Source organism: uncultured Eudoraea sp., from assembly GCF_947260015.1.
GTDB lineage: Bacteria > Bacteroidota > Bacteroidia > Flavobacteriales > Flavobacteriaceae > Eudoraea.
In genome coordinates this window covers 1-20138 of record NZ_CAMYOM010000007.1, presented here as the reverse complement: position 1 = coordinate 20138, position 20138 = coordinate 1, and the positions used below count along the sequence as shown (strand labels likewise).

15 protein-coding genes are annotated in these 20138 nt (G+C 36.2%); 12 read left to right on the top strand and 3 right to left on the bottom strand.

Annotation, left to right across the window (positions count from 1 at the left end; translation table 11 throughout):
* The first annotated feature begins 6 nt into the window (after positions 1–6).
* From Q0X66_RS05480 to Q0X66_RS05455, 6 genes are all read left to right on the top strand, one after another.
* On the top strand, positions 7–975 hold the full coding sequence (locus Q0X66_RS05480; RefSeq protein WP_297704065.1) for a tryptophan 2,3-dioxygenase family protein: 969 nt from the start codon (positions 7–9) through the stop codon (positions 973–975).
* A 2-nt stretch (positions 976–977) separates the two neighbouring features.
* Entirely contained in the window at positions 978–2249 is a 1272-nt protein-coding gene (locus Q0X66_RS05475; RefSeq protein WP_297704063.1) for a peptidoglycan DD-metalloendopeptidase family protein, read from the top strand.
* A gap of 4 nt (positions 2250–2253) precedes the next feature.
* Positions 2254–3891, top strand: coding sequence for a glucose-6-phosphate isomerase (pgi, locus tag Q0X66_RS05470; protein WP_297704061.1), 1638 nt, complete (start codon positions 2254–2256; stop codon positions 3889–3891).
* Positions 3892–4064: 173 nt separating this feature from the next.
* Positions 4065–7310, top strand: a complete 3246-nt coding sequence (locus Q0X66_RS05465) for a TonB-dependent receptor (protein WP_297704058.1) — start codon at positions 4065–4067, stop codon at positions 7308–7310.
* 91 nt (positions 7311–7401) lie between these two features.
* A complete protein-coding gene (locus Q0X66_RS05460) occupies positions 7402–7839 on the top strand; it encodes a hypothetical protein (RefSeq protein ID WP_297704056.1) in 438 nt (145 codons plus the stop codon).
* 12 nt (positions 7840–7851) lie between these two features.
* Complete coding sequence (locus tag Q0X66_RS05455; protein WP_297704054.1) at positions 7852–8445, top strand: DUF1080 domain-containing protein; 594 nt, start codon at positions 7852–7854, stop codon at positions 8443–8445.
* Positions 8446–8448: 3 nt separating this feature from the next.
* On the opposite strand, the gene Q0X66_RS05450 is transcribed toward Q0X66_RS05455, so the two are convergent.
* Entirely contained in the window at positions 8449–9489 is a 1041-nt protein-coding gene (locus Q0X66_RS05450) for an endonuclease/exonuclease/phosphatase family protein (protein WP_297704052.1), read from the bottom strand.
* A gap of 117 nt (positions 9490–9606) precedes the next feature.
* On the opposite strand from Q0X66_RS05450, the gene Q0X66_RS05445 reads away from it, so the two are divergent.
* The 4 genes from Q0X66_RS05445 to Q0X66_RS05430 all read left to right on the top strand — a co-directional run bounded on the left by Q0X66_RS05445 (position 9607) and on the right by Q0X66_RS05430 (position 15085).
* On the top strand, positions 9607–12345 hold the full coding sequence (locus Q0X66_RS05445) for a carboxypeptidase-like regulatory domain-containing protein (protein WP_297704050.1): 2739 nt from the start codon (positions 9607–9609) through the stop codon (positions 12343–12345).
* Between the two features lie 93 nt (positions 12346–12438).
* On the top strand, positions 12439–13761 hold the full coding sequence (locus tag Q0X66_RS05440; RefSeq protein WP_297704048.1) for a DUF5689 domain-containing protein: 1323 nt from the start codon (positions 12439–12441) through the stop codon (positions 13759–13761).
* A gap of 65 nt (positions 13762–13826) precedes the next feature.
* Positions 13827–14309, top strand: coding sequence for an ankyrin repeat domain-containing protein (locus Q0X66_RS05435; protein ID WP_297704046.1), 483 nt, complete (start codon positions 13827–13829; stop codon positions 14307–14309).
* 2 nt (positions 14310–14311) lie between these two features.
* Positions 14312–15085, top strand: coding sequence for an amidohydrolase (locus Q0X66_RS05430; protein ID WP_297704044.1), 774 nt, complete (start codon positions 14312–14314; stop codon positions 15083–15085).
* On the opposite strand, the gene Q0X66_RS05425 is transcribed toward Q0X66_RS05430, so the two are convergent.
* The gene (locus Q0X66_RS05425; RefSeq protein ID WP_297704042.1) at positions 15072–16691 is read right to left on the bottom strand and encodes an Ig-like domain-containing protein; all 1620 of its coding nucleotides are present in this window, start codon (positions 16689–16691) and stop codon (positions 15072–15074) included. The two genes, Q0X66_RS05430 and Q0X66_RS05425, sit on opposite strands and share 14 nt — an antisense overlap.
* A gap of 49 nt (positions 16692–16740) precedes the next feature.
* Entirely contained in the window at positions 16741–17277 is a 537-nt protein-coding gene (locus Q0X66_RS05420) for a ComF family protein (protein WP_297704040.1), read from the bottom strand.
* A 208-nt stretch (positions 17278–17485) separates the two neighbouring features.
* Here Q0X66_RS05420 and Q0X66_RS05415 point away from each other — a divergent pair, with 208 nt between their 5' ends.
* Positions 17486–18382 (top strand): hypothetical protein, encoded by an 897-nt coding sequence (locus Q0X66_RS05415; RefSeq protein WP_297704038.1) that lies wholly within the window; start codon positions 17486–17488, stop codon positions 18380–18382.
* Between the two features lie 78 nt (positions 18383–18460).
* Entirely contained in the window at positions 18461–20005 is a 1545-nt protein-coding gene (locus Q0X66_RS05410) for a glycine--tRNA ligase (RefSeq protein WP_297704036.1), read from the top strand.
* Positions 20006–20138 lie beyond the last annotated feature (133 nt).

Genomic DNA, 20138 nt, shown 5'->3' with positions numbered 1-20138 from the left:
ACAAATATGAAAAATAAGGAGCGCTTAGAATCCCAAATATTAAAACTAGAAGAAAAATATAAGGATTCAGGTCAGGATTTAAGCTCTTACTTAGATGGTTTATTGTACCAACGTTACCTCACCTACTGGGATTATATCCACCTCGATACGCTTTTGAGTTTGCAGGTTCCCAGAACACATTTCCCCGATGAGGAAATATTTATCATGTATCATCAAATCACAGAGCTATATTTTAAGTTAATACTTCATGAAGAAAAACAAATTGTGGATGATAAATCTCAAAATGTGGATTTCTTTATTGAAAAATTAAATCGAATTAATAATTATTATAAAGCATTAATTTCTTCCTTTAGTATTATGATTCGTGGGATGGAACGTGAACAATTCCTTCAATATAGAATGGCATTGTTGCCTGCAAGTGGATTTCAATCTGCTCAATATAGGACCATAGAGATTTATGCAACGCCCCTTGAACACTTAGTATTTCCTCCAAAAAGGAAAGATTTTTCCAAAAAGAATAGTATCGAAGAACTATATGAACAAATTTATTGGAAAAAGGGAGCGACTGATAAGAGTACCGGCGAAAAGACCCTTACCCTTAAACAATTTGAATATAGGTATACCCCCAGATTTATACGAATTGCCAAACAATTGAAAAACAACACGATATATCACAAATATTTAAATTTATCAGAAGAGAGCAAGCATAATAAAGTGCTCATTGAGGCGTTAAAAATAATGGATGTAAATGCAAACATAAATTGGCCTTTGATGCATTTGGGATCAGCCCATAGATATCTAAACAAAGAGAACACTTCAATTGAGGCCACAGGGGGAACTAATTGGAAGGAATATTTGCCTCCAAGTTTTCAAAAGGTTGTATTTTTTCCGAATTTGTATTCAAAACAAGAGTTAAATAATTGGGGAAAGCAGTGGGTGGACCATATCTTTAACCCAGAAAAAATTGAAACCTGACCATGTATAAATATTGGGGCACATTTTTATTACTTAGTATATTTATTTCCTGCAAGCAAGTTCAAACGGACAAAGAAGTTAAAGAGAATGAAGATATAGCAATCTCAAATGATTTATCTGCTGATAAACAATACGGATTTAATCTTGAAGACTTTTTAGTAGTGCGCGATACTGTAAAGCGCGGGGATAGTTTTGGAGAATTGATGATTCAAAATAAAGTGGATTATCCCAAAATCGCTAAAGTATCTGAAGAATATAGAGATACTTTTGATGTTCGAAAAATTAGAGTAGGCAAACCTTATCTCATTCTCAAGTCCAAAGACACTACTGAAGCAGCTCAGGTTTTTATTTACCAGAATGACCTCATAAACTACACCGTGGTTGACTTTCGCGACTCCGTGCTCGCGTACAAAGATCGTAAGCAAGTAAAATATGTACAGAAAGAAGCAGCCGGAATTATTAAGACTTCACTTTCTGAAGCAATATTGGATCAGGGAATAGATTACAATGTTACTAATGACCTCTCTGAAATTTATGCCTGGACCATAGATTTCTTTCGATTACAAAAGGGAGATAAATTTAAGGTTATCTATAAGGAAAAGTATATCAACGATACTATTTATGCAGGAGCTGAAGCTATTGAATCTGCCTACTTTGAACATAACGGTACACCATTATATGCTTTCGCTTATGAGTCTGATTCCCTTAAAAATATAATTGATTACTTTGACGACGAGGCAAATAATCTTAGAAGAACTTTTTTAAGAGCACCGGTAAAATTTAGCAGAATTTCATCTCGTTATAATTTAAAGAGAAAGATTCGTTACTATGGATATAAGGTAAGACCACACCGGGGAACTGATTATGCGGCGCCAGTTGGTACTCCTATAATGGCAACAGCCGATGGTACGATTACTGAATCTACAAGAAAGGGAGGTAATGGAAAATATGTAAAAATTAGGCATAATGGTACTTATAGTACTCAATACCTCCATATGAGGAAACAAAAAGTAAAGAGAGGAGAATTTGTCAGACAGGGAGATGTTATCGGATGGGTAGGAATGACAGGAAATACCGGAGGTCCTCACGTGTGTTATCGTTTTTGGAAAAATGGCCGTCAGGTTGACCCGTTTCGAGAAAAACTTCCGGCGGCAGAACCTCTTCCTGAAGATGTAAGACTAGATTATTTCAAATTTATTAGTCCGCAAAAAGCGCAATTAGACTGTATTGAATTTCCGGAAAAACCAGATGAAGAATTGCTAACACTTAACTAACTCAATGCCATTACAGAACACTAACCCGACAACCACTGCAGCCTGGAAACTGCTTGAAGAGAATTTTAAAGAAACAAAAAGCTTACAACTCAAGGACCTCTTTGCAGCCGACAAGGAACGCACAACAAAATTCACATTAAAATTTCAGGACTTTATTGTTGATTATTCCAAGAACAGGATAACAGATAAAACCTTAGCGCTTTTATTACAACTTGCAGAAGAAGTGAACTTAAAGGATGCCATTAAAAAGATATTCAATGGCGATCTTATTAACCAAACTGAAGGCAGATCGGTACTTCATATAGCCCTTAGAGCAAAAAAAACAGATACGATCATGGTATCTGGGGTTAATATTATCCCCGAAGTTTATCAAGTAAAAAACCAGCTTCGTCAATTCTCTGAAGATATAATTAACGGACAGAGGAAGGGGTATACGGGTAAAGTATTTACCGATGTTGTAAACATTGGTATTGGAGGTTCGGATTTGGGACCCTTAATGGTAACAGAGGCTTTAAAATATTATAAAAATCACTTACGGACCCATTTTGTTAGTAATGTAGATGGAGATCATGTCTATGAGGTATTAAAGGAACTAGACCCTGAGACTACATTATTCATAATTGTTTCCAAAACTTTTACTACTCAGGAAACACTCAGTAATGCTAATACAATTAGAAAGTGGTTCTTAAAATCTGCAACAGAAAGAGATGTGGCAAAACATTTTGCAGCCGTTTCTACAAATACGAAAAAGATTAATGAATTTGGAATAACTGAAGAAAATGTATTTCCCATGTGGGATTGGGTGGGGGGAAGATTTTCGCTTTGGAGTGCCGTTGGCTTGTCTATTTCATTGGCAATAGGGTATGAAAATTTCCAAGAGCTTTTATCAGGTGCAAACGAAATGGACACCCATTTTAAGACCGCGAATTTTGATGAAAATATTCCTGTTATACTAGCCCTTTTAAGCATTTGGTATAATAATTTCTACCAAGCAGAAACAGAGGCCATTATTCCATATACCCAATATCTAAATAGATTTTCTGCTTATCTGCAGCAAGGTATGATGGAGAGTAATGGCAAGAGTGTGGACCGCGACGGGAATGTTACTAATTACCAGACAGGTACTATTATTTGGGGAGAACCGGGAACAAATGCGCAGCATGCATTCTTTCAATTAATACACCAGGGCACAAAATTAATCCCTGCAGATTTCATTGGTTTTAAGGATTCACTACATGGAGATTCGGATCATCACAATAAATTGATGGCCAATTTTTTTGCACAGACCGAGGCACTAATGAATGGCAAAACTGCTGATGAGGTTAGACAGGAATTAGTAGCTAAAGAAATGCCGGTAAATGAAATCGAAGCACTTGTTCCTTTCAAAACTTTTGAAGGAAATAAACCTACAAATACTTTATTAATAGATAAACTTACCCCCAAAACATTAGGAATGTTAATCGCCATGTATGAGCACAAAATATTCGTACAGGGGATTATTTGGAACATATACAGTTTTGATCAATGGGGTGTGGAACTTGGGAAACAACTTGCTTCCACAATATTGAAAGACATCAATGATTCAGATATTGCCAAACATGATAGTTCTACATTGAATCTTTTGCAGTTTTTTAAGAATTAAATGGGCTACTTCGCAATTCGAAAACTCTCTTAAAAATAACGCTGTTTTTTATCAATTTTTTGCCAAACTAATGTTAAGTTTGTTATTGGTTTTTTAACATTACCTTAATGCATATGTGCCTTAGATACAGGACATTTGCAGGATTAATCAAAAATAAATTAACACTTAGTAAAATGAAAAAAATCTACTTTGGCTTAATTGCTTTTTTAGTGTCAGCTATGGCATTTTCACAAGGCGTTACAACCTCTTCTATTGGGGGTAAAGTAACAGATAATACTGGTGAACCCTTACCAGGGGCAACAATAGTCGCCGTATATGTTCCTACAGGGGCTAAATATGGTGCTGCAACTGATTTTGATGGTTTTTACAGGATATCAAATATGAGATCTGGCGGCCCTTATAGAATTACAATTTCCTATGTTGGTTTTACCGATTTTGTCAGCGAAAATGTAAACCTAACTTTAGGCCAATCCAGCAGAATAAGTACCCAACTATCGGAGTCGGCCACGGCCTTAGATGAAGTTGTCGTTACCGGTGTGAGCGATGGCGTTTTCAGTTCATCAAAGACAGGTACAGAAACTAATGTATCGCAGAGAGATATTCAGACTTTGCCGTCGGCATCCAGATCCCTTGCAGATTTTGTAAGGATTACGCCTCAGGCTCAGTTAACAGAAGGCAATGATGGTTTTTCTATTTCTTTGGCCGGACAAAATAACAGGTATAATGCCATTTATATTGATGGAGCTGTTAATAATGATGTATTTGGACTTGCCGGCTCAGGCACTAATGGTGGCCAAACCGGGGTTAATCCCTTCTCTGTAGATGCCATTGAGACTTTTCAGGTAAATATTGCGCCTTTTGATGTACGGCAATCTGGCTTCTCTGGTGGATCTATTAACGCTATTACCAGGTCTGGTTCTAATGAATTTAGTGGTTCGGCCTACGGCTTTATAAGAAATCAGGATCTCGTAGGTAAAACACCACCCGATTTGGTTGGTGATGGTGAGCAAAGAGAAAAAGTATCCGATTTTAGTGCCTATACTTATGGATTAAGAATAGGTGGTCCAATAATAAAGGACAAACTATTCTTTTTTGTAAACTACGAAAGACAAGATGAAGAAACGCCACAGCCTTTTAATTTTAGTAATTATACAGGCAACTCAACACTTGCAGATATTGACGGCCTTTCTAATTTCCTGCAATCTACTTATGGTTATGACCCGGGGATCTTTGATGATAATACAAGAACGCTAGTAAGTAATAAACTGGTGGCAAAAATAGATTGGAATATAAATCAGGACCACAAAATCACTTTAAGACATAGTTATGTTGGGGCTGATAATCTTGAAGCTCGAAGCTCCGGTAATAGAAATATTGGATTTATCAATGGGTCAGAAACATTTATCACTACAACCAATTCAACTGCCCTGGAATGGAGTTCAAGGTACGGAGATAAGTTTGCCAATAACCTCGTTTTAGGTTATACCCGTGTCAGAGACGACAGAGACCCTGCAGGAGCCCCTTTCCCAACTGTAGACATACAGGATGGTGGAGGTACTATTTCTTTTGGGGCTGAACCTTTTTCAACAGCCAACTTACTGGATCAGGATGTTTTTACAATTACCAATAATTTTGATGTTTATGCCGGCAGGCATACATTTACTTTTGGTGCTAACCTTGAATTTGCAAAAGTCAAAAATTTATTTTTTGCCTTTAACTATGGGGATTACACTTTTGAAGACCAATTTGATGATGCTGGTACTTTACTTTCCAGTGGTCTGAATCAGTTTTTAACTATCCAGAATAGTGATGTCTACCAACATGGATATTCTTTGGTAGGAGATGGTACTGTTGGGGATCAATCGGACGGTGCTTCCGAATTCGACACCTTTCAACTGGGTCTTTATGTACAAGACGAAATACAGGTTTCAGACAACTTTAAAACAATTCTAGGTTTCCGTGTTGATGTACCTTATTGGTCTGATGGTACTGTTAATGAAGATTTTAATACAAGAACCGTTGGTTTATTGGAATCAGCCGGTAAAAATTTACAAGGTGCCAGAGTTGGTCAGGGGATAAACCCAACGGCTATGATTGCTCCTCGCGTTGGTTTTAACTGGGATGTTGAAGGTAACAATACCACGCAAATACGTGGTGGATTAGGCGTATTTACATCCAGACTTCCCTTAGTATGGCCCGGAGGGACCTATAACAATAATGGTGTGACAGGAGGTTTTATGTTTGAGTTTGATCAGCCTTTTGAACCAGACGTAAACAACCAGTTTGAAGATCCTCTTCCGGGAACTGGAGGTGTAGGAGGAAATGTAGATTTAATTTCAAAAGATTTTAAATTACCACAGGTGGTTAAATACAATATTGCGGTAGATCAGAAATTGCCCATATGGGGATTGATAGCTACAGCAGACTTTTTATATACAGATGTTATTACAGACATCTATTATGAGAATTTAAATCTTAAAGGCCCTGTTGGAAACTATTCTGGAGCAGATAACCGACCTTTTTACGATAGACGGGATTTAATTGATGGCACATACGGGGGAATTTATTTGGCCTCAAATACAGGCGGTGGAGATGCTACCAACTTTACGTTCTCGTTGAGAAAACCGTTTGAGAATGGTTTTGCCGGACAGGTATCTTATTCATGGGGTGATTCTTTCAAGGTTTTTGATGGCACTTCTTCACAGAATAGCTCTCAATGGAGAAACATACAATCTGTTAATGGTAAAAATTCTAATTTACCGGTTAGTCGTTCAGATTTTGCACTGGGAAACAGAGTAACTGCGAATGTTAGTTATGAGGTGAGATGGAATGAAAATGTTAAAACAACTTTTGGGGTTTTTTATGATGGGTCACAATCTCAGCCTTATAGTTTTACCTATAGAGAAGGACGCGACTTATTAAATGATGATTCCCGGGATAATGCACTGATTTATATTCCGGCATCTCAGGACGAAATAGTTTTTTCAGGTGATCCTGCTGAACAGGCTGCTAAATGGCAACAACTAGATACTTTTATAAACAGTGTAGATTATTTAAGAAATAGAAGGGGGGAATATGCCGAGAGAAATGGCTCTCGAGGCCCTTGGAGCAATATTGTTGATTTGAAATTTCTGCAGGATTTTTCATTTGATGTAGGTGGTAAAAAGAATACCATTCAAATTTCTGCAGACATTTTTAATTTCACTAATCTTTTGAATAAGGATTGGGGGAAGAGAAAATTTACACAAAGTAACGTTAGTCCACTTACTACAGTATCTACAGATGATACGCCAACATTCGATATTAATTCTGGTATTATTAATGATGATGGATCACCGAACATTGTTGAATTAGACGATTCAGGATTGCAGTCTTCCAGATGGCAAATGCAACTGGGATTGCGTTATATATTTAATTGAGTTTATCCAAAATTGAGTAGAAAAGCCCCAACAAAAATGTTGGGGCTTTTTAATTATATAAATTCCGTATTTTTAGAAAAAATAACTTAGTATGGAAATTTTACAAACGGCTCATTCTTACCTGGCTTATGTGGTTCTGGCAATTCTCTTTATTGCAGTAGCTAATGCAATTACTGGTTTAATGGGCAACAGAATGTTTACATTGGAAAAGGATTTTAGGATAAGTCTTTTTGCCCTTATACTTGCGCATATACAATTAGTTTTGGGTCTTATCCTGTTTTTTGTTTCATCTAATGGGCTTGCTGCAATTAAAGAACTTGGCATGGGCGGTTTAAATTCGGCCGCAAGACTTTTAGCGGTGGAACACCCTTTTATCAATATTATAGCGATAGTATTAATCACTATTGGCTGGTCTCGCCATAAAAAGTTTATGGAGGCTAAAAAGAAATTTAAAGCAATAGCCATTTTTTATGGTCTTGGTCTTGTGCTAATATTAAGCAGAATTCCGTGGGGGCAGTGGTTTAATTAAACTATATAAATTATGAAGCTAATCAATACTCTGATATTCCTGTTCGTTAGCATAGTAGTTCTGGCGCAGGAGCAATCTTTATTTAACGGGAAAGATCTTTCCGGTTGGACCATTTACGGCACAGAAAAATGGTATGTGGAAGATGGTTTATTGGTTTCTGAAAGTGGTCCTGACGCTCAATATGGTTATCTGGCAACAGATGAACATTATAAAGACTTTGTACTTACACTTGAATTTTTTCAGGAAGCTGATGGTAACAGTGGAGTGTTTATAAGGTCTACGGTTGATGGAACTAAAGTTAGTGGTTGGCAGGTTGAAGTAGCACCAAAAGGGAAACATACCGGAGGGGTTTACGAATCCTATGGAAGAGGTTGGTTAATAAAACCTAGTCCTGAAAAGGAGAAGGTGCTTAAAGAAGGGGATTGGAACAAAATGAAAATTCAATTATCCGGAGATAAACTTACCTCATGGCTAAATGGAGTGGAAATGGTTACCATTGAAGACGATAAAATAGGTGAGGGTGATGGCTCAATAGCACTACAGATTCATGCTGGCGGGGGAATAAAGGTGAAATGGAGAAATATTAAAATAACCACTCCAGAGTAAGTCCTAATCCACTTTTTTAATCAGAAACGCATAAACCGGAAAATGATCACTATACCCGCCGATATATCTTCCGGCCACATGGGTGCGAAACGGATAGCCCTTGTAGTTACCTGTTTTATTTATAAGGAATGAAGGATGAAATACACCAGCTTTCCAAAATGTATATGAATTCCTATTTTCATTAATAAGATTTTTTGAGAGTAGAATTTGGTCGAACAAACTCCATTGATCCCTATATGCGAGAGAACCGTCACCTTTATTATATAAGGACTCCATTGGATTAAAGAAAGCAGGACTTTTTGCATTCTCCATATCAGACGATGTCAGCGTATTATTTATACTGCTATCAGTAGGATTATCATTAAGATCCCCCATACTTATTATTTTTGCATCAATGTTAAGTCTTAGCAAAGAATCTATAATTCTTCTGTTGAGTCTGGCAGCAGCTTTTCTGTAAGGCTTGCTTCTTGCTACTCCACCGCTACGGGAAGGCCAATGATTAACAATGATATATAATTCTTCGCCTTCCAATAATCCACTTACTACAAGCTGATCTCTGGTGTAGTCCCGTTGATCAGAATCATTAAATATCAAAAGCCTGTGACTTTTAAATGACATTGGAATAAATCGGCTGCCTTTATATATTAGTGCCACGTCAATACCTCTTTCATCCGGGGAATCAAAATGAATAATATTGAAACCGTAAGGCCTGAGAAATGGATGCTTTACCAGGTCCTTTAGCACTTTCAAATTCTCCACCTCACAAAGTCCTACTAAATCAGGGCAAGTCTGTGTCGTTGAATGTCCAATCTTTGAAATTACTTCAGCTATATGGGTTATTTTTAGATTATAACGATCTAAGGTCCAGTTATAATTTCCTTCCGGAGTCATTTCATCATCAAAGTACAGTGAATCGTTGACCGTATCAAAAAGGTTTTCAACATTGTAGAAAGCAATGGTACATATACTATACCGGCCCTCTTTTTGTGATTGAGCAATATTTGATACCAGTAAAAAATACAAAAATATATGCTTTGAATTCATAATGTTTTATGGTCTTTACCTATTACATGATTTTCTTAATACCAAGTTATACCTGAGTGCCGCAAGCAAAATGCAGCGAGTAAGAATACTTTAGGTCTGAACCTTATGGCAATTTGAATGCGATTTATCCACTGTATTTTTATAGTCTTATTATTTTCTCAAATACTTAATGGCCAACAAATAAGTATAAACGGCAGTATATGGGACGCACAAAGCCACATGGAAATTTCTTATGCAACTATTGAAATTGAGGGTACATCATTAAAAGTAAATACTGATAAGAAAGGAAGGTTTGAAATAATCACAATTTTAAAAGGAGAATTCATACTATCTATTAAGGCCAAGGGGTATGGAGTAAAAAGGCTTCCTTTAGATATCTCTATAAACGAATTGAAGTTAGGACGAATATTAATAGAAAAAGATGTTTCTATTGATCAAAATGATGTTTTAATAACACTGAATGATACCCAAATTATTGATGAGGAATTAGATGGAGGAAGTTTGGGGATGTTAACGGCTACGCGCGATGTCTTTTTAAACCGTGCAGCCTTTGATTTTGGGCAGGTATTTTTCAAAGTGAGGGGCTACGACTCCCGGAATGGTAATGTATTAATCAATGGAGTACTAATGAATAAACTGCGTGATGGGAGGCCGCAATGGAACAATTGGGGTGGACTTAATGATGTACTACGGAACCAGGATTTTTATTTAGGATTACGGGCTTCTCCATATCGGTTTGGAGGACTTCTTGGGGTAACTAATATAGACACAAGACCATCAGGACTTCGCCCGGGATTCAGATTCTCTGGTTCTTTTTCTAACCGTACTTATTCGGGTCGTATTATGGCAAGTTATACCTCCAAAAGGAATAAAGGCAATTTTATCTATTCTCTTGCGGCCTCCCGAAGATGGGCCAAGGAAGGTTTTATAAACGGAACATTATATGATGCCTTTTCTATATATGCTGCACTAGAGTATCAATTCAATACTAATAATAATTTACTTTTTACGGGAATTCTTTCTTCCAATCGCCGCGGGAGTTCCTCAGCTATAACTGAGGAAGTATATCAATTAGCCGGTAATAGGTACAATCCTCATTGGGGATTTCAAAACGGATACTATCGCAATTCCAGAGAACGGAAAATCATGGAGCCCATAATTATGCTAAACTATTACGGCAAATATGGAAAACTTGGTATTAATGTTGGAATGTCGTACCAATTTGGCAACTTTTCAAAAAGCAGGATAGGATATTTTAATGCTCCTAATCCGGAACCCACCTATTATAGATATTTACCCAGTTTTTATATTAACAGTCCAATTGGCGCCAATTTTTTAAATGCAGATCTGGCTAAAAAAGCTTTTTTGTTAAAACCCCAATTAGACTGGGAAAACCTTTATAGAGCAAATTCAATAAACTCAGCTAATGGGATGGCCGCATATGTTTTATACGACGATACCATTAAAGACAAACAATTAACGCTAAATACTAACTTTAATATTAAACCTAATGAGGTGATTTCTATAGACATGAATTTGTCTTTTAGGAATACTATTTCCAATAATTTTGCTAAAATTAATGACCTGTTAGGAGCAGATTATCATGCAGATATAGATCCTTTTTCAAATACCCGAAATGATGTAAATGGTCAATTGGAAAAGGCTAAGGGAGATATTTTTAACTATAACTATACTTTAAATTATCAAGAATTCGATGCTTTTGCGCAGATGAGTATCGTTAAAAGTAAATGGAATTCCTTTATAGCTGCCAACTATACCTATTCGACATATCAGAGGACCGGAAATTTTTTAAATGAACGCTTCCCCGAAAATTCTATGGGCAAAAGTAACCCTGTACAATTCAGTAATTATGCGATTAAAGGCGGATTTACGTATAAATTAAATGGGAGACAATGGATTAGCACTAATGGAATGCTCTTAAATAGAGCCCCGCTGGCGGTAAATACCTTTATAAACCCAAGGGAGAACAATGCAATTGTTCCCAATTTAAATAATGAAAAAATCACGAGTGTTGATATTAACTACTTTACCAGGTTTCCAAACATAATAGGAAGATTAACTTGTTTTTATACCCGTTTTCAAAAGCTTACTGATATTAATTTTTTCTTTGTTGATGCCGGAGTAGGCTCAGATTTTGTCCAAGAAGTAATTACTGATCTTGACAAGCTTAATATGGGAATTGAGATGGGTTTATCCTATCAGCTTTCATCATCTGTAAATTTATCAGCTGCCTTTGCTTTAGGTAAATTTATTTTTGCAAGTGATCCCAATCTGGCAATAAATTTTGATACTGCTGGAGATGAAGATGATTTGATCACCATTGAAGGAACAAAAGACTTAGGAATAGCAGAAATTAAAAACTACAAACTGCCTACAGGACCTCAGACAGCACTTTCATTAGGAGTAGATTACAGGGATCCGAAGTATTGGTGGATAAGTACAAAAATTAACTATCTCTCGGATAATTATACTAGTATTTCAACTATAAGAAGAACCCAGAGTTTTTATTTGAATCCCGATACGGCTCAACCATTTGATAATGCCACTCCGGCTAATGTAGCTAGAATCTTAAAGCAAAATCCCATGGATGATATTTATCTCCTAAATCTGGTTGGAGGTAAATCCTGGCTACTAAATGGTAAATACCTAAGCGTATTTGTAAGTATAAATAATGTATTTGACACTGATTTTAGAACCGGAGGTTATGAACAAAACAGGAATGGAAACTACGGTCAATTCGTTAAGGACAATTTAAGCGGCTCACCGTCATTTGGGCCGAAATACTGGTTTGGTTACGGAAGAACTTATTTTTTGAACCTTGCCCTAAGCTTCTAAAATTAAGCAGAGTCAACTAATATGATATGAATAGCTATTAAAATGAAAAGTATAAAGAAATTGAAACCAGCTTTTTTACTTAAATATTATTGTTTGCTTTTCATTTTCGGCTGTGTAAAAGATCCAAATTTTAAGAGCCCGGAAACTTCCTGTAATGATCAATTAATTGCTAATCGTACTTTTGTTGAGGTCAAAAATTTATTCGAAGGAGAAGTTATACAAATACATCAAGATTTAGTAATTGAAGGTTATATTGTATCTTCAGATCAGGCTGGAAATTTTTTTAGCACACTTCATATACAGGATAACTCCATAAACCCTACAGCTGGCTTTCAAATAGAAATAGACCTTAGGGATTCATACCTATTTTATGAATTAGGAAGTAAAGTATACGTTAAACTAAAAGGGTTATATTTTGGGAAGAGTAAAGGTGTTTACAAGCTAGGGGGCGTATTCACATCTTTTGGAAATTTAAGTGTAGGAAGGCTACCGGCCCTTGCTGTTGGAGATCATATTTTTCTTTCATGTGATCCTATTAGTAATTTGGTTCCTGAAATCACCTCTATACCAAATCTTAACGAAGATTTAGTAAACACGTTAATACAACTGGAAAGTCTCGAGGTTTTAGAAGAGGAAAAAAATTTAACTTTTGCTCTTCCGCAGGAGGAAACCATAAGGAATCTTTCTGATTGTAATGGTGGTTTGATTGAATTATTAAATAGTGGATATTCTGATTTTCGGGATACAATATTACCATCGGGGAATGGATCTGTAACTGCTGTTCTTTATAGAGAAAATAATGATTATCAATTAATCATTCGCACATTAAATGATATGGAGATGCCAAATGAGCGTTGTGCAGATTCAGAAGTTCTTTTGACATCTGACCAAATATTTATATCTGAGATAGCTGATCCCAATAATAATTCTGAAGCCAGATTTATTGAACTTTACAACGCAGGTAACCAGCAGATTCAATTAGATGGTTGGTTTTTGTTAAGGTACACTAACGCAAATGTTACTTCAGGATCAGAAATTGATCTTTCAGGGATAATAATTGATTCAAATAGCACTCTGGTTTTCTCACCAAATGCCACAGAATTTCAGGCAGTATACGGCTACCCTCCCGATATTGAATTGGGTAGCAATAGCCCTGCAGATTCTAATGGCGACGACAATTTAGTGCTGATAGATCCCTTTGGAACTGTAATTGATATCTTTGGACTCATAGGAGAAGATGGTTCCGGTACAGATCATGAATTTGAGGATGGAAAAGCCGAAAGGAAGATAAATATTGTGACCGGAAATTCTGTCTTTACATTTAGTGAATGGACCATTTATAATGATACAGGAGGTTTTGAAACTATAAATTTACCACAGAATGCTCCCGAAGATTTTTCACCGGGAATTCGATAATTTATTTATATCTGTAACCATTTGTATGATCTATTAGTGGTAGTTTTTTTATACATTTAATTTTTATGGAAGACACGGTAACAACTTTTTTCAACGAAATAAGAAAAGGAAATATTGAAACAGTTAAAGAATTGGTTACAGAATTCCCCGAGCTGGTAAATTCTGTTGACCAGAGAGGTTCTACCCCTTTAATTCTTGCGACTTATTATGATCATAGAGAAGTGGCGAGATTCCTTTTGGACCGGGGGGCTAAAATTGATGCTAAAGATGCTTCCGGGAATACTGCATTAATGGGAACTAGTTTTAAGGGCTTAGTTGAAATAGCTAAGGATTTAATAAAAAGAGGAGCGAACGTAAATGAGAGAAATACCATGGGTGCTACCTGCCTTATTTATACCGCTACTTTTAACAAGGAGGAATTAGCAAAGCTGTTATTGGAATCTGGTGCGGATACAACGGTTAAAGATGCAAAGGGAAATACGGCTTTGGACCATGCCAAAATGCAGGGTTTTTCGGATTTAATTGCTCTTTTAGAAAATAACGGATAATTATGCAAAGTGAACTAAGAGTAGCGCTGATACAAACCCCATTGATATGGGAGAATCCCTTGGATAATAGAAATATTTTTTCGCAAAAGATAAGGGAGATTCCAAACGATACGGATATGATTATCTTGCCCGAAATGTTCACAACCGGATTTACCATGAACCCGGACAGAGTAAATGCTAAAGAGGGAGAAAATACCGTGAAATGGATGAAGCAAATAGCCAGAGATAAAAATATGGCCTTAGTTGGAAGTATTTCATATAATGAAAAAAATAAATTTACTAACCGACTTTTTTTTATATATCCTGATGGTACTTCCAAGAGCTATGATAAGAAGCATACTTTTACATTTGCCGGAGAGGATAAAGTATATGATTCCGGTAAAGAGAGATTAGTGTTTTCTTATAAAGGATTCCGAATTTACCCTTTAATATGCTATGACCTTCGATTCCCAGTATGGGCTAGATATAAAGGAGATTATGATCTTTTGCTTTTTGTAGCCAATTGGCCTGAACCCAGAATTGATGCCTGGGATACTTTGTTAAAAGCAAGGGCCATAGAAAACATGAGCTATTGTATAGGGGTAAATAGATTGGGTGAGGATAATAATGCAATTAGGTACCCTGGCCATTCAGCTATATATGACCCTATGGGAAGTCAGATTGTTTTCTCCAAACAAGATGAGGTACTCTACGCTACTTTAGACCTGAAACACTTAAAAAATTTAAGGGCACGATTTAAATTTTTAGAAGATAGAGATCATTTTAGTCTAAAATAGTAAATGTCTCAATTTTTTCCCAATTGGCCCGCATTTCAATAACACTCGGGTAGTAGATAACCCTTTCTGGTTGAATCTTCTTTAGATAATTACCTGTATCCCATATGCCGTTTGAATTGCTATCAAAAATAATCCTAATAAGATAATTTCCGGGCTTAAGTGTATTAAAATCTAAGGCTGTTGCTTCGGATACATATATTTCCCTGTATAATTTCTCTTTTTCATCAGTTAATTGTACAATAATAGGATAGGTTATTTCACCTGCTAAATTCAAGCGCAAACTGCCAAAGTCAGCATACCCTCCGGTAGATAATCTATAGTTAATTGTATCATTAGTTGCCCCAAAGAAGTCTGTAATAAAATAAGGAAGCAAATTTAGATAATATTTCTCATCAGCCTCTTTTTCGAAGTCCAGAGACATCCGGTTTTTTGTAGTGTCTAATTTAGCTTTGAAATTAACTGCTATAGTATCCTTGTTGAAGATAGCTATCCTGGTTGTGTCCATAGCAACAATCGGAATATTGGATGTTATGTAGAATTCATCAGCGAAGTTTATAGTGTTTCGATGACTGGGAGTAAGCATTACAGAATCAGCAACCAATTTTCTTGTTTTTACCGTAAACGTATCAATTTTCTTCAAGTTCTCATTAGTCACTTTAAAAATGATAGAATCTATTTCAAAAGGGGTGAACCAATAGTTAAGGGTATCTTTTTCAGGATCCTTGACAACAAGTGTACTTATAGAATCGGGAATTTCTGTTAAAGCTTCAATATCTAATTTTTCATTTCCGCCAGAATAACCAAATATAATTTTGTTAGCCGCGGCATAATTTGGCGTCTTCAAACTATAATTAGGGATCTCTTTAAAAAGATTAAGAAGAAAAACAGTATCGGTTGGGAGAGAGACGGTGTCGTCAATAAAGCCTATTTTATCTGTATTCTGATCGAATACATTGTTTTTAGATTCATCCTTGAGAGCAAAAATTGCATATTTTCCCGCTTTGAGGTATTTAAGTTGGAAGATAATGGTGCTGTCAAGCGTATTTGTAATATAATTGGGAGGTTTATTATAGACTGTAGAATCATTATAGGCAGTGTCTATTTCGTATAACATAACACTAATAAACTCGTCTGCTTTATTATTAAAGGCATCTTTAACAACCCCGGATACGGTTAATGAATCAATATATGTACCGGTAGAAAAAACATAAGTTAAGAAGCTGTTCGGATTGCCCTCATTGTTATCTACTATACCCTGTCCGAAGTTTAATGTATAGGTTGTATTTTCTAACAAAGTATCTTTTAAAGTGATTTCTACATATTTCCTGGCCCCTCCCTGAGGTGTAACTTCAGGATTATATTTTAAAGGCGGTGATACAATAAGCTGATTTTGAATATCTTCCAATTTGATATATTCATCAAAATAAAGCCTGATTTTTTTGGCCTTGAATTCAGTTGTCAGATTTTCAGGTTCTGCCTTTAATAAAACCGGAGGGGTATTGTCTTTGGGCCCGCCAGTAGGAGATCCCCTCCTGGCACATTGTAAAGCGGCCAGAACAACTGCAATTAGAAAAAAGAAGGATAAAATACGCTGTATTCGAGGCATTTGATTTTTCTATAAAGCAAAGAAACAACTAATTTAAAGAATTGTGAAATTATGGAACAACCGCCATCGCAGCAACTGAAACAGTAACATCTTTTGCCTTTTTTATTGCCCGTGTACAGGCTTCTATGGTGGCACCGGTAGTAATCACATCATCAATCAACAGTACATTTTTGTTACATAAAAAAGCGGGATTATTTACTCTGTAAAGATCTGGCATACCTCTCCAGCGATAAAATCTGTTTTTTTTGGTTTGGGTACGGGTATTGGCTGTTTTTACAAGAATATCATCCATATAACTAGCATTAAGATGGTTCGCAATTCTTTTAGCAAATCCAGATACTTGATTATATCCTCGTTTATTAAGCTTTTTTTTATGTAATGGAACAGGTATTACAATATCAATATGGTCTAGAGCGTTACTTTCTCTCAGAACCTGGCCATACCAGTCCCCTAAAAATTGTCCTATTTGAGGTTGATTTTTATACTTTAAAAAGTGGATTAAATTTTTAACAATCCCTTGATCTGAATAAAAAAGGAACGCAGAGGCCTTTTTTATGTCAATTCGGCCATAAAATATAGTATCCACTGCATTTTGCTCAATAAAATTGTATTCGGTAAGTGGTATTTGGTTTCGACAAAGGGTACACAACAGCTGCTCTCCTCGATATAATTGATCATTACATCCAAAACACAACCTCGGTAGAAGTACCGTGTTGATATCATTTATTATATTTGATAGCTTGGAAAAGTACAAATCTTAAATAAACCTAATCTTATTTACTTAGCCTATCTGAATGGATATTCAAGATAATAAATTTAACTATAAAATAATACTTGCTGCATTAGTTGCCGTAATTATCGGCATATTAATAGCTTTCTACTATAGTTATGCCCAATCCAGAACGCAAATAAACTATTTGGAAGATGAAAAAGGCCTGCTTGTAAAGGATTTAACCCTTATGAAGACTGAAGTAGACCGGCTTTCTGCACTTAATGAAGTAAATGAAATAGAATTACAAGATTCCAGATATCGTGTTCAGCAGTTATTGGATTCTGTAGGCAGACTCAACTTTACCGTAGCCAAATTAAAGGAGTACAAGAAAGAACTTCGTGAGTTAGAAGTAAAACACGATAGCCTTAAACTTAAAAACAATTTCCTTAAATATAATAATATGCTTCTCTCCGATAAATATGAGGAGACTCGCAAAATGATTGAAGAATTACGAGGTAAAAGTAGTTCTCTTGCAGAAGCGGAAGCATTACTGCGTGAGAAGAATAAGGAGCTCAATAAGGAATTGCGAATAAAGAGTTATTTGAAATTGCAAAATTCTGAAGGAAGTGGTTTTAGGCTGCGAAGCGGTAAACCTATAAAAACGACCAAGGCATCGACTATTGAAAAGCTAAGGGGATGTGTTACCATAATAGGAAACCCAAATGACAGAAATGAAGAAAAGATTATTTACTTTCAGTTTCTTGGCCCTAACATGGGGGTTATTGAAGACAACGCTAATGTCATTTCTGTAAGCGGAAATATCTATAGTAAGAGAGTAGAGCTAATATCCGCGGGAGAGGAGATCAGTGTATGTGATTTTATAACCATTCCAGAAGGTTCGTTGGAACCTGGCACTTACACGCTTAATGTTTTTGAAGATGAAAAACTACTAGCATCTTCAGAATTTCAATTGAAATAAACACTACATTTTTCAATGTTATTCCATTTTATTTAATAGTCTTAAAAATTAAATGCTTTAATATTCTATTTTTGCCGAATGGCAAATCAAGAAGACATCTTTAGAAAGGTAATTTCACATGCTAAGGAATATGGCTATGTGGTGCAATCAAGTGAAATATATGATGGCTTGAGTGCGGTTTACGACTATACCCAGAACGGGGCAGAACTTAAAAAAAATATTAAAGAATACTGGTGGAAGGCCATGGTGCAGATGCATGAAAATATTGTAGGCATTGATGCCGCAATATTTATGCACCCTACAACCTGGAAAGCATCGGGCCATGTTGATGCTTTTAATGATCCGCTTATTGATAATAAAGACTCCAAAAAGAGATATCGGGCAGATGTATTAGTTGAGGACCATGTCGCCAAGATAGAAGCAAAAATTGATAAGGAAGTTCAAAAAGCTTCAAAACGATTTGGTGAGTCCTTCGACAAAACTCAATTTCTTACAACTAATCCTCGTGTTTTGGGCTATCAGGAGAAAGCACAAAGTATACTTAAACGCTTAGGCAGATCATTGGAAGCCGAAGATTTAGAGGATGTTAAAAATCTAATCGAAGAGTTGGAAATAGCTTGCCCCGTTTCAGGGTCTAAAAACTGGACCGATGTTAAACAATTTAATTTAATGTTCGGGACAAAACTGGGAGCTTCTGCCGAAAATGCCACCGATCTTTATTTAAGACCTGAAACAGCCCAGGGGATTTTCGTAAATTTTCTTAATGTTCAAAAATCCGGACGTCTGAAAATACCATTTGGGATTGCACAAATTGGAAAGGCATTCAGGAATGAAATTGTTGCAAGGCAGTTTATATTCAGAATGCGGGAATTTGAACAAATGGAGATGCAATTCTTTATTAAACCAGGAACACAGATAGAATGGTATGAAAAGTGGAAAGAGTTACGCATGAAATGGCATTTATCACTGGGAATGGGCGAGGAGAATTACCGTTTTCATGATCATGAAAAACTGGCCCATTATGCAGATGCAGCCACAGACATCGAGTTTAAATTTCCATTTGGATTTAAAGAACTCGAGGGGATTCATTCCAGAACCGATTTTGATCTGGGGAGCCATGAAAAATATTCAGGAAAAAAATTGCAGTATTTTGACCCTGAACTCAACCAGAATTATGTGCCTTACGTTGTGGAAACTTCTATTGGAGTTGATAGAATGTTCCTGGCTGTTTTTTCAAATTCGCTGAAGGAAGAGGAATTGGAAAATGGAACAACCCGGATAGTTTTAAAATTACCCGCTGTTCTTGCACCAACAAAGGCAGCTGTTCTACCACTTGTAAAAAAGGATGGATTACCAGAAATAGCGCATAAAATTATTGATGATCTTAAATGGGATTTCAATGTGGTCTATGATGAAAAAGATGCTGTAGGGCGAAGGTATCGAAGGCAAGATGCTGCTGGCACGCCTTTTTGCATTACCGTGGATCATCAAACTCTGGAAGACGAAACAGTCACTATTCGGTATAGAGATACTATGGAACAAAAGAGAATAGCAATAGGCGCCGTTAATGAGACTATCGCCGATGAGGTTGGAATAAGGAAATGGTTGAAGAAAACGGAATAAAGTATTATTCGAACGTATAATTCATAGTTGATAATTAATTCCCAGACTTACATAATAATTTCTATCATTCCCCGGGTAATAATAGCGAGGTTCGGCTCCGCCAAATCCTACGGCATTTATTAATACAGATTGG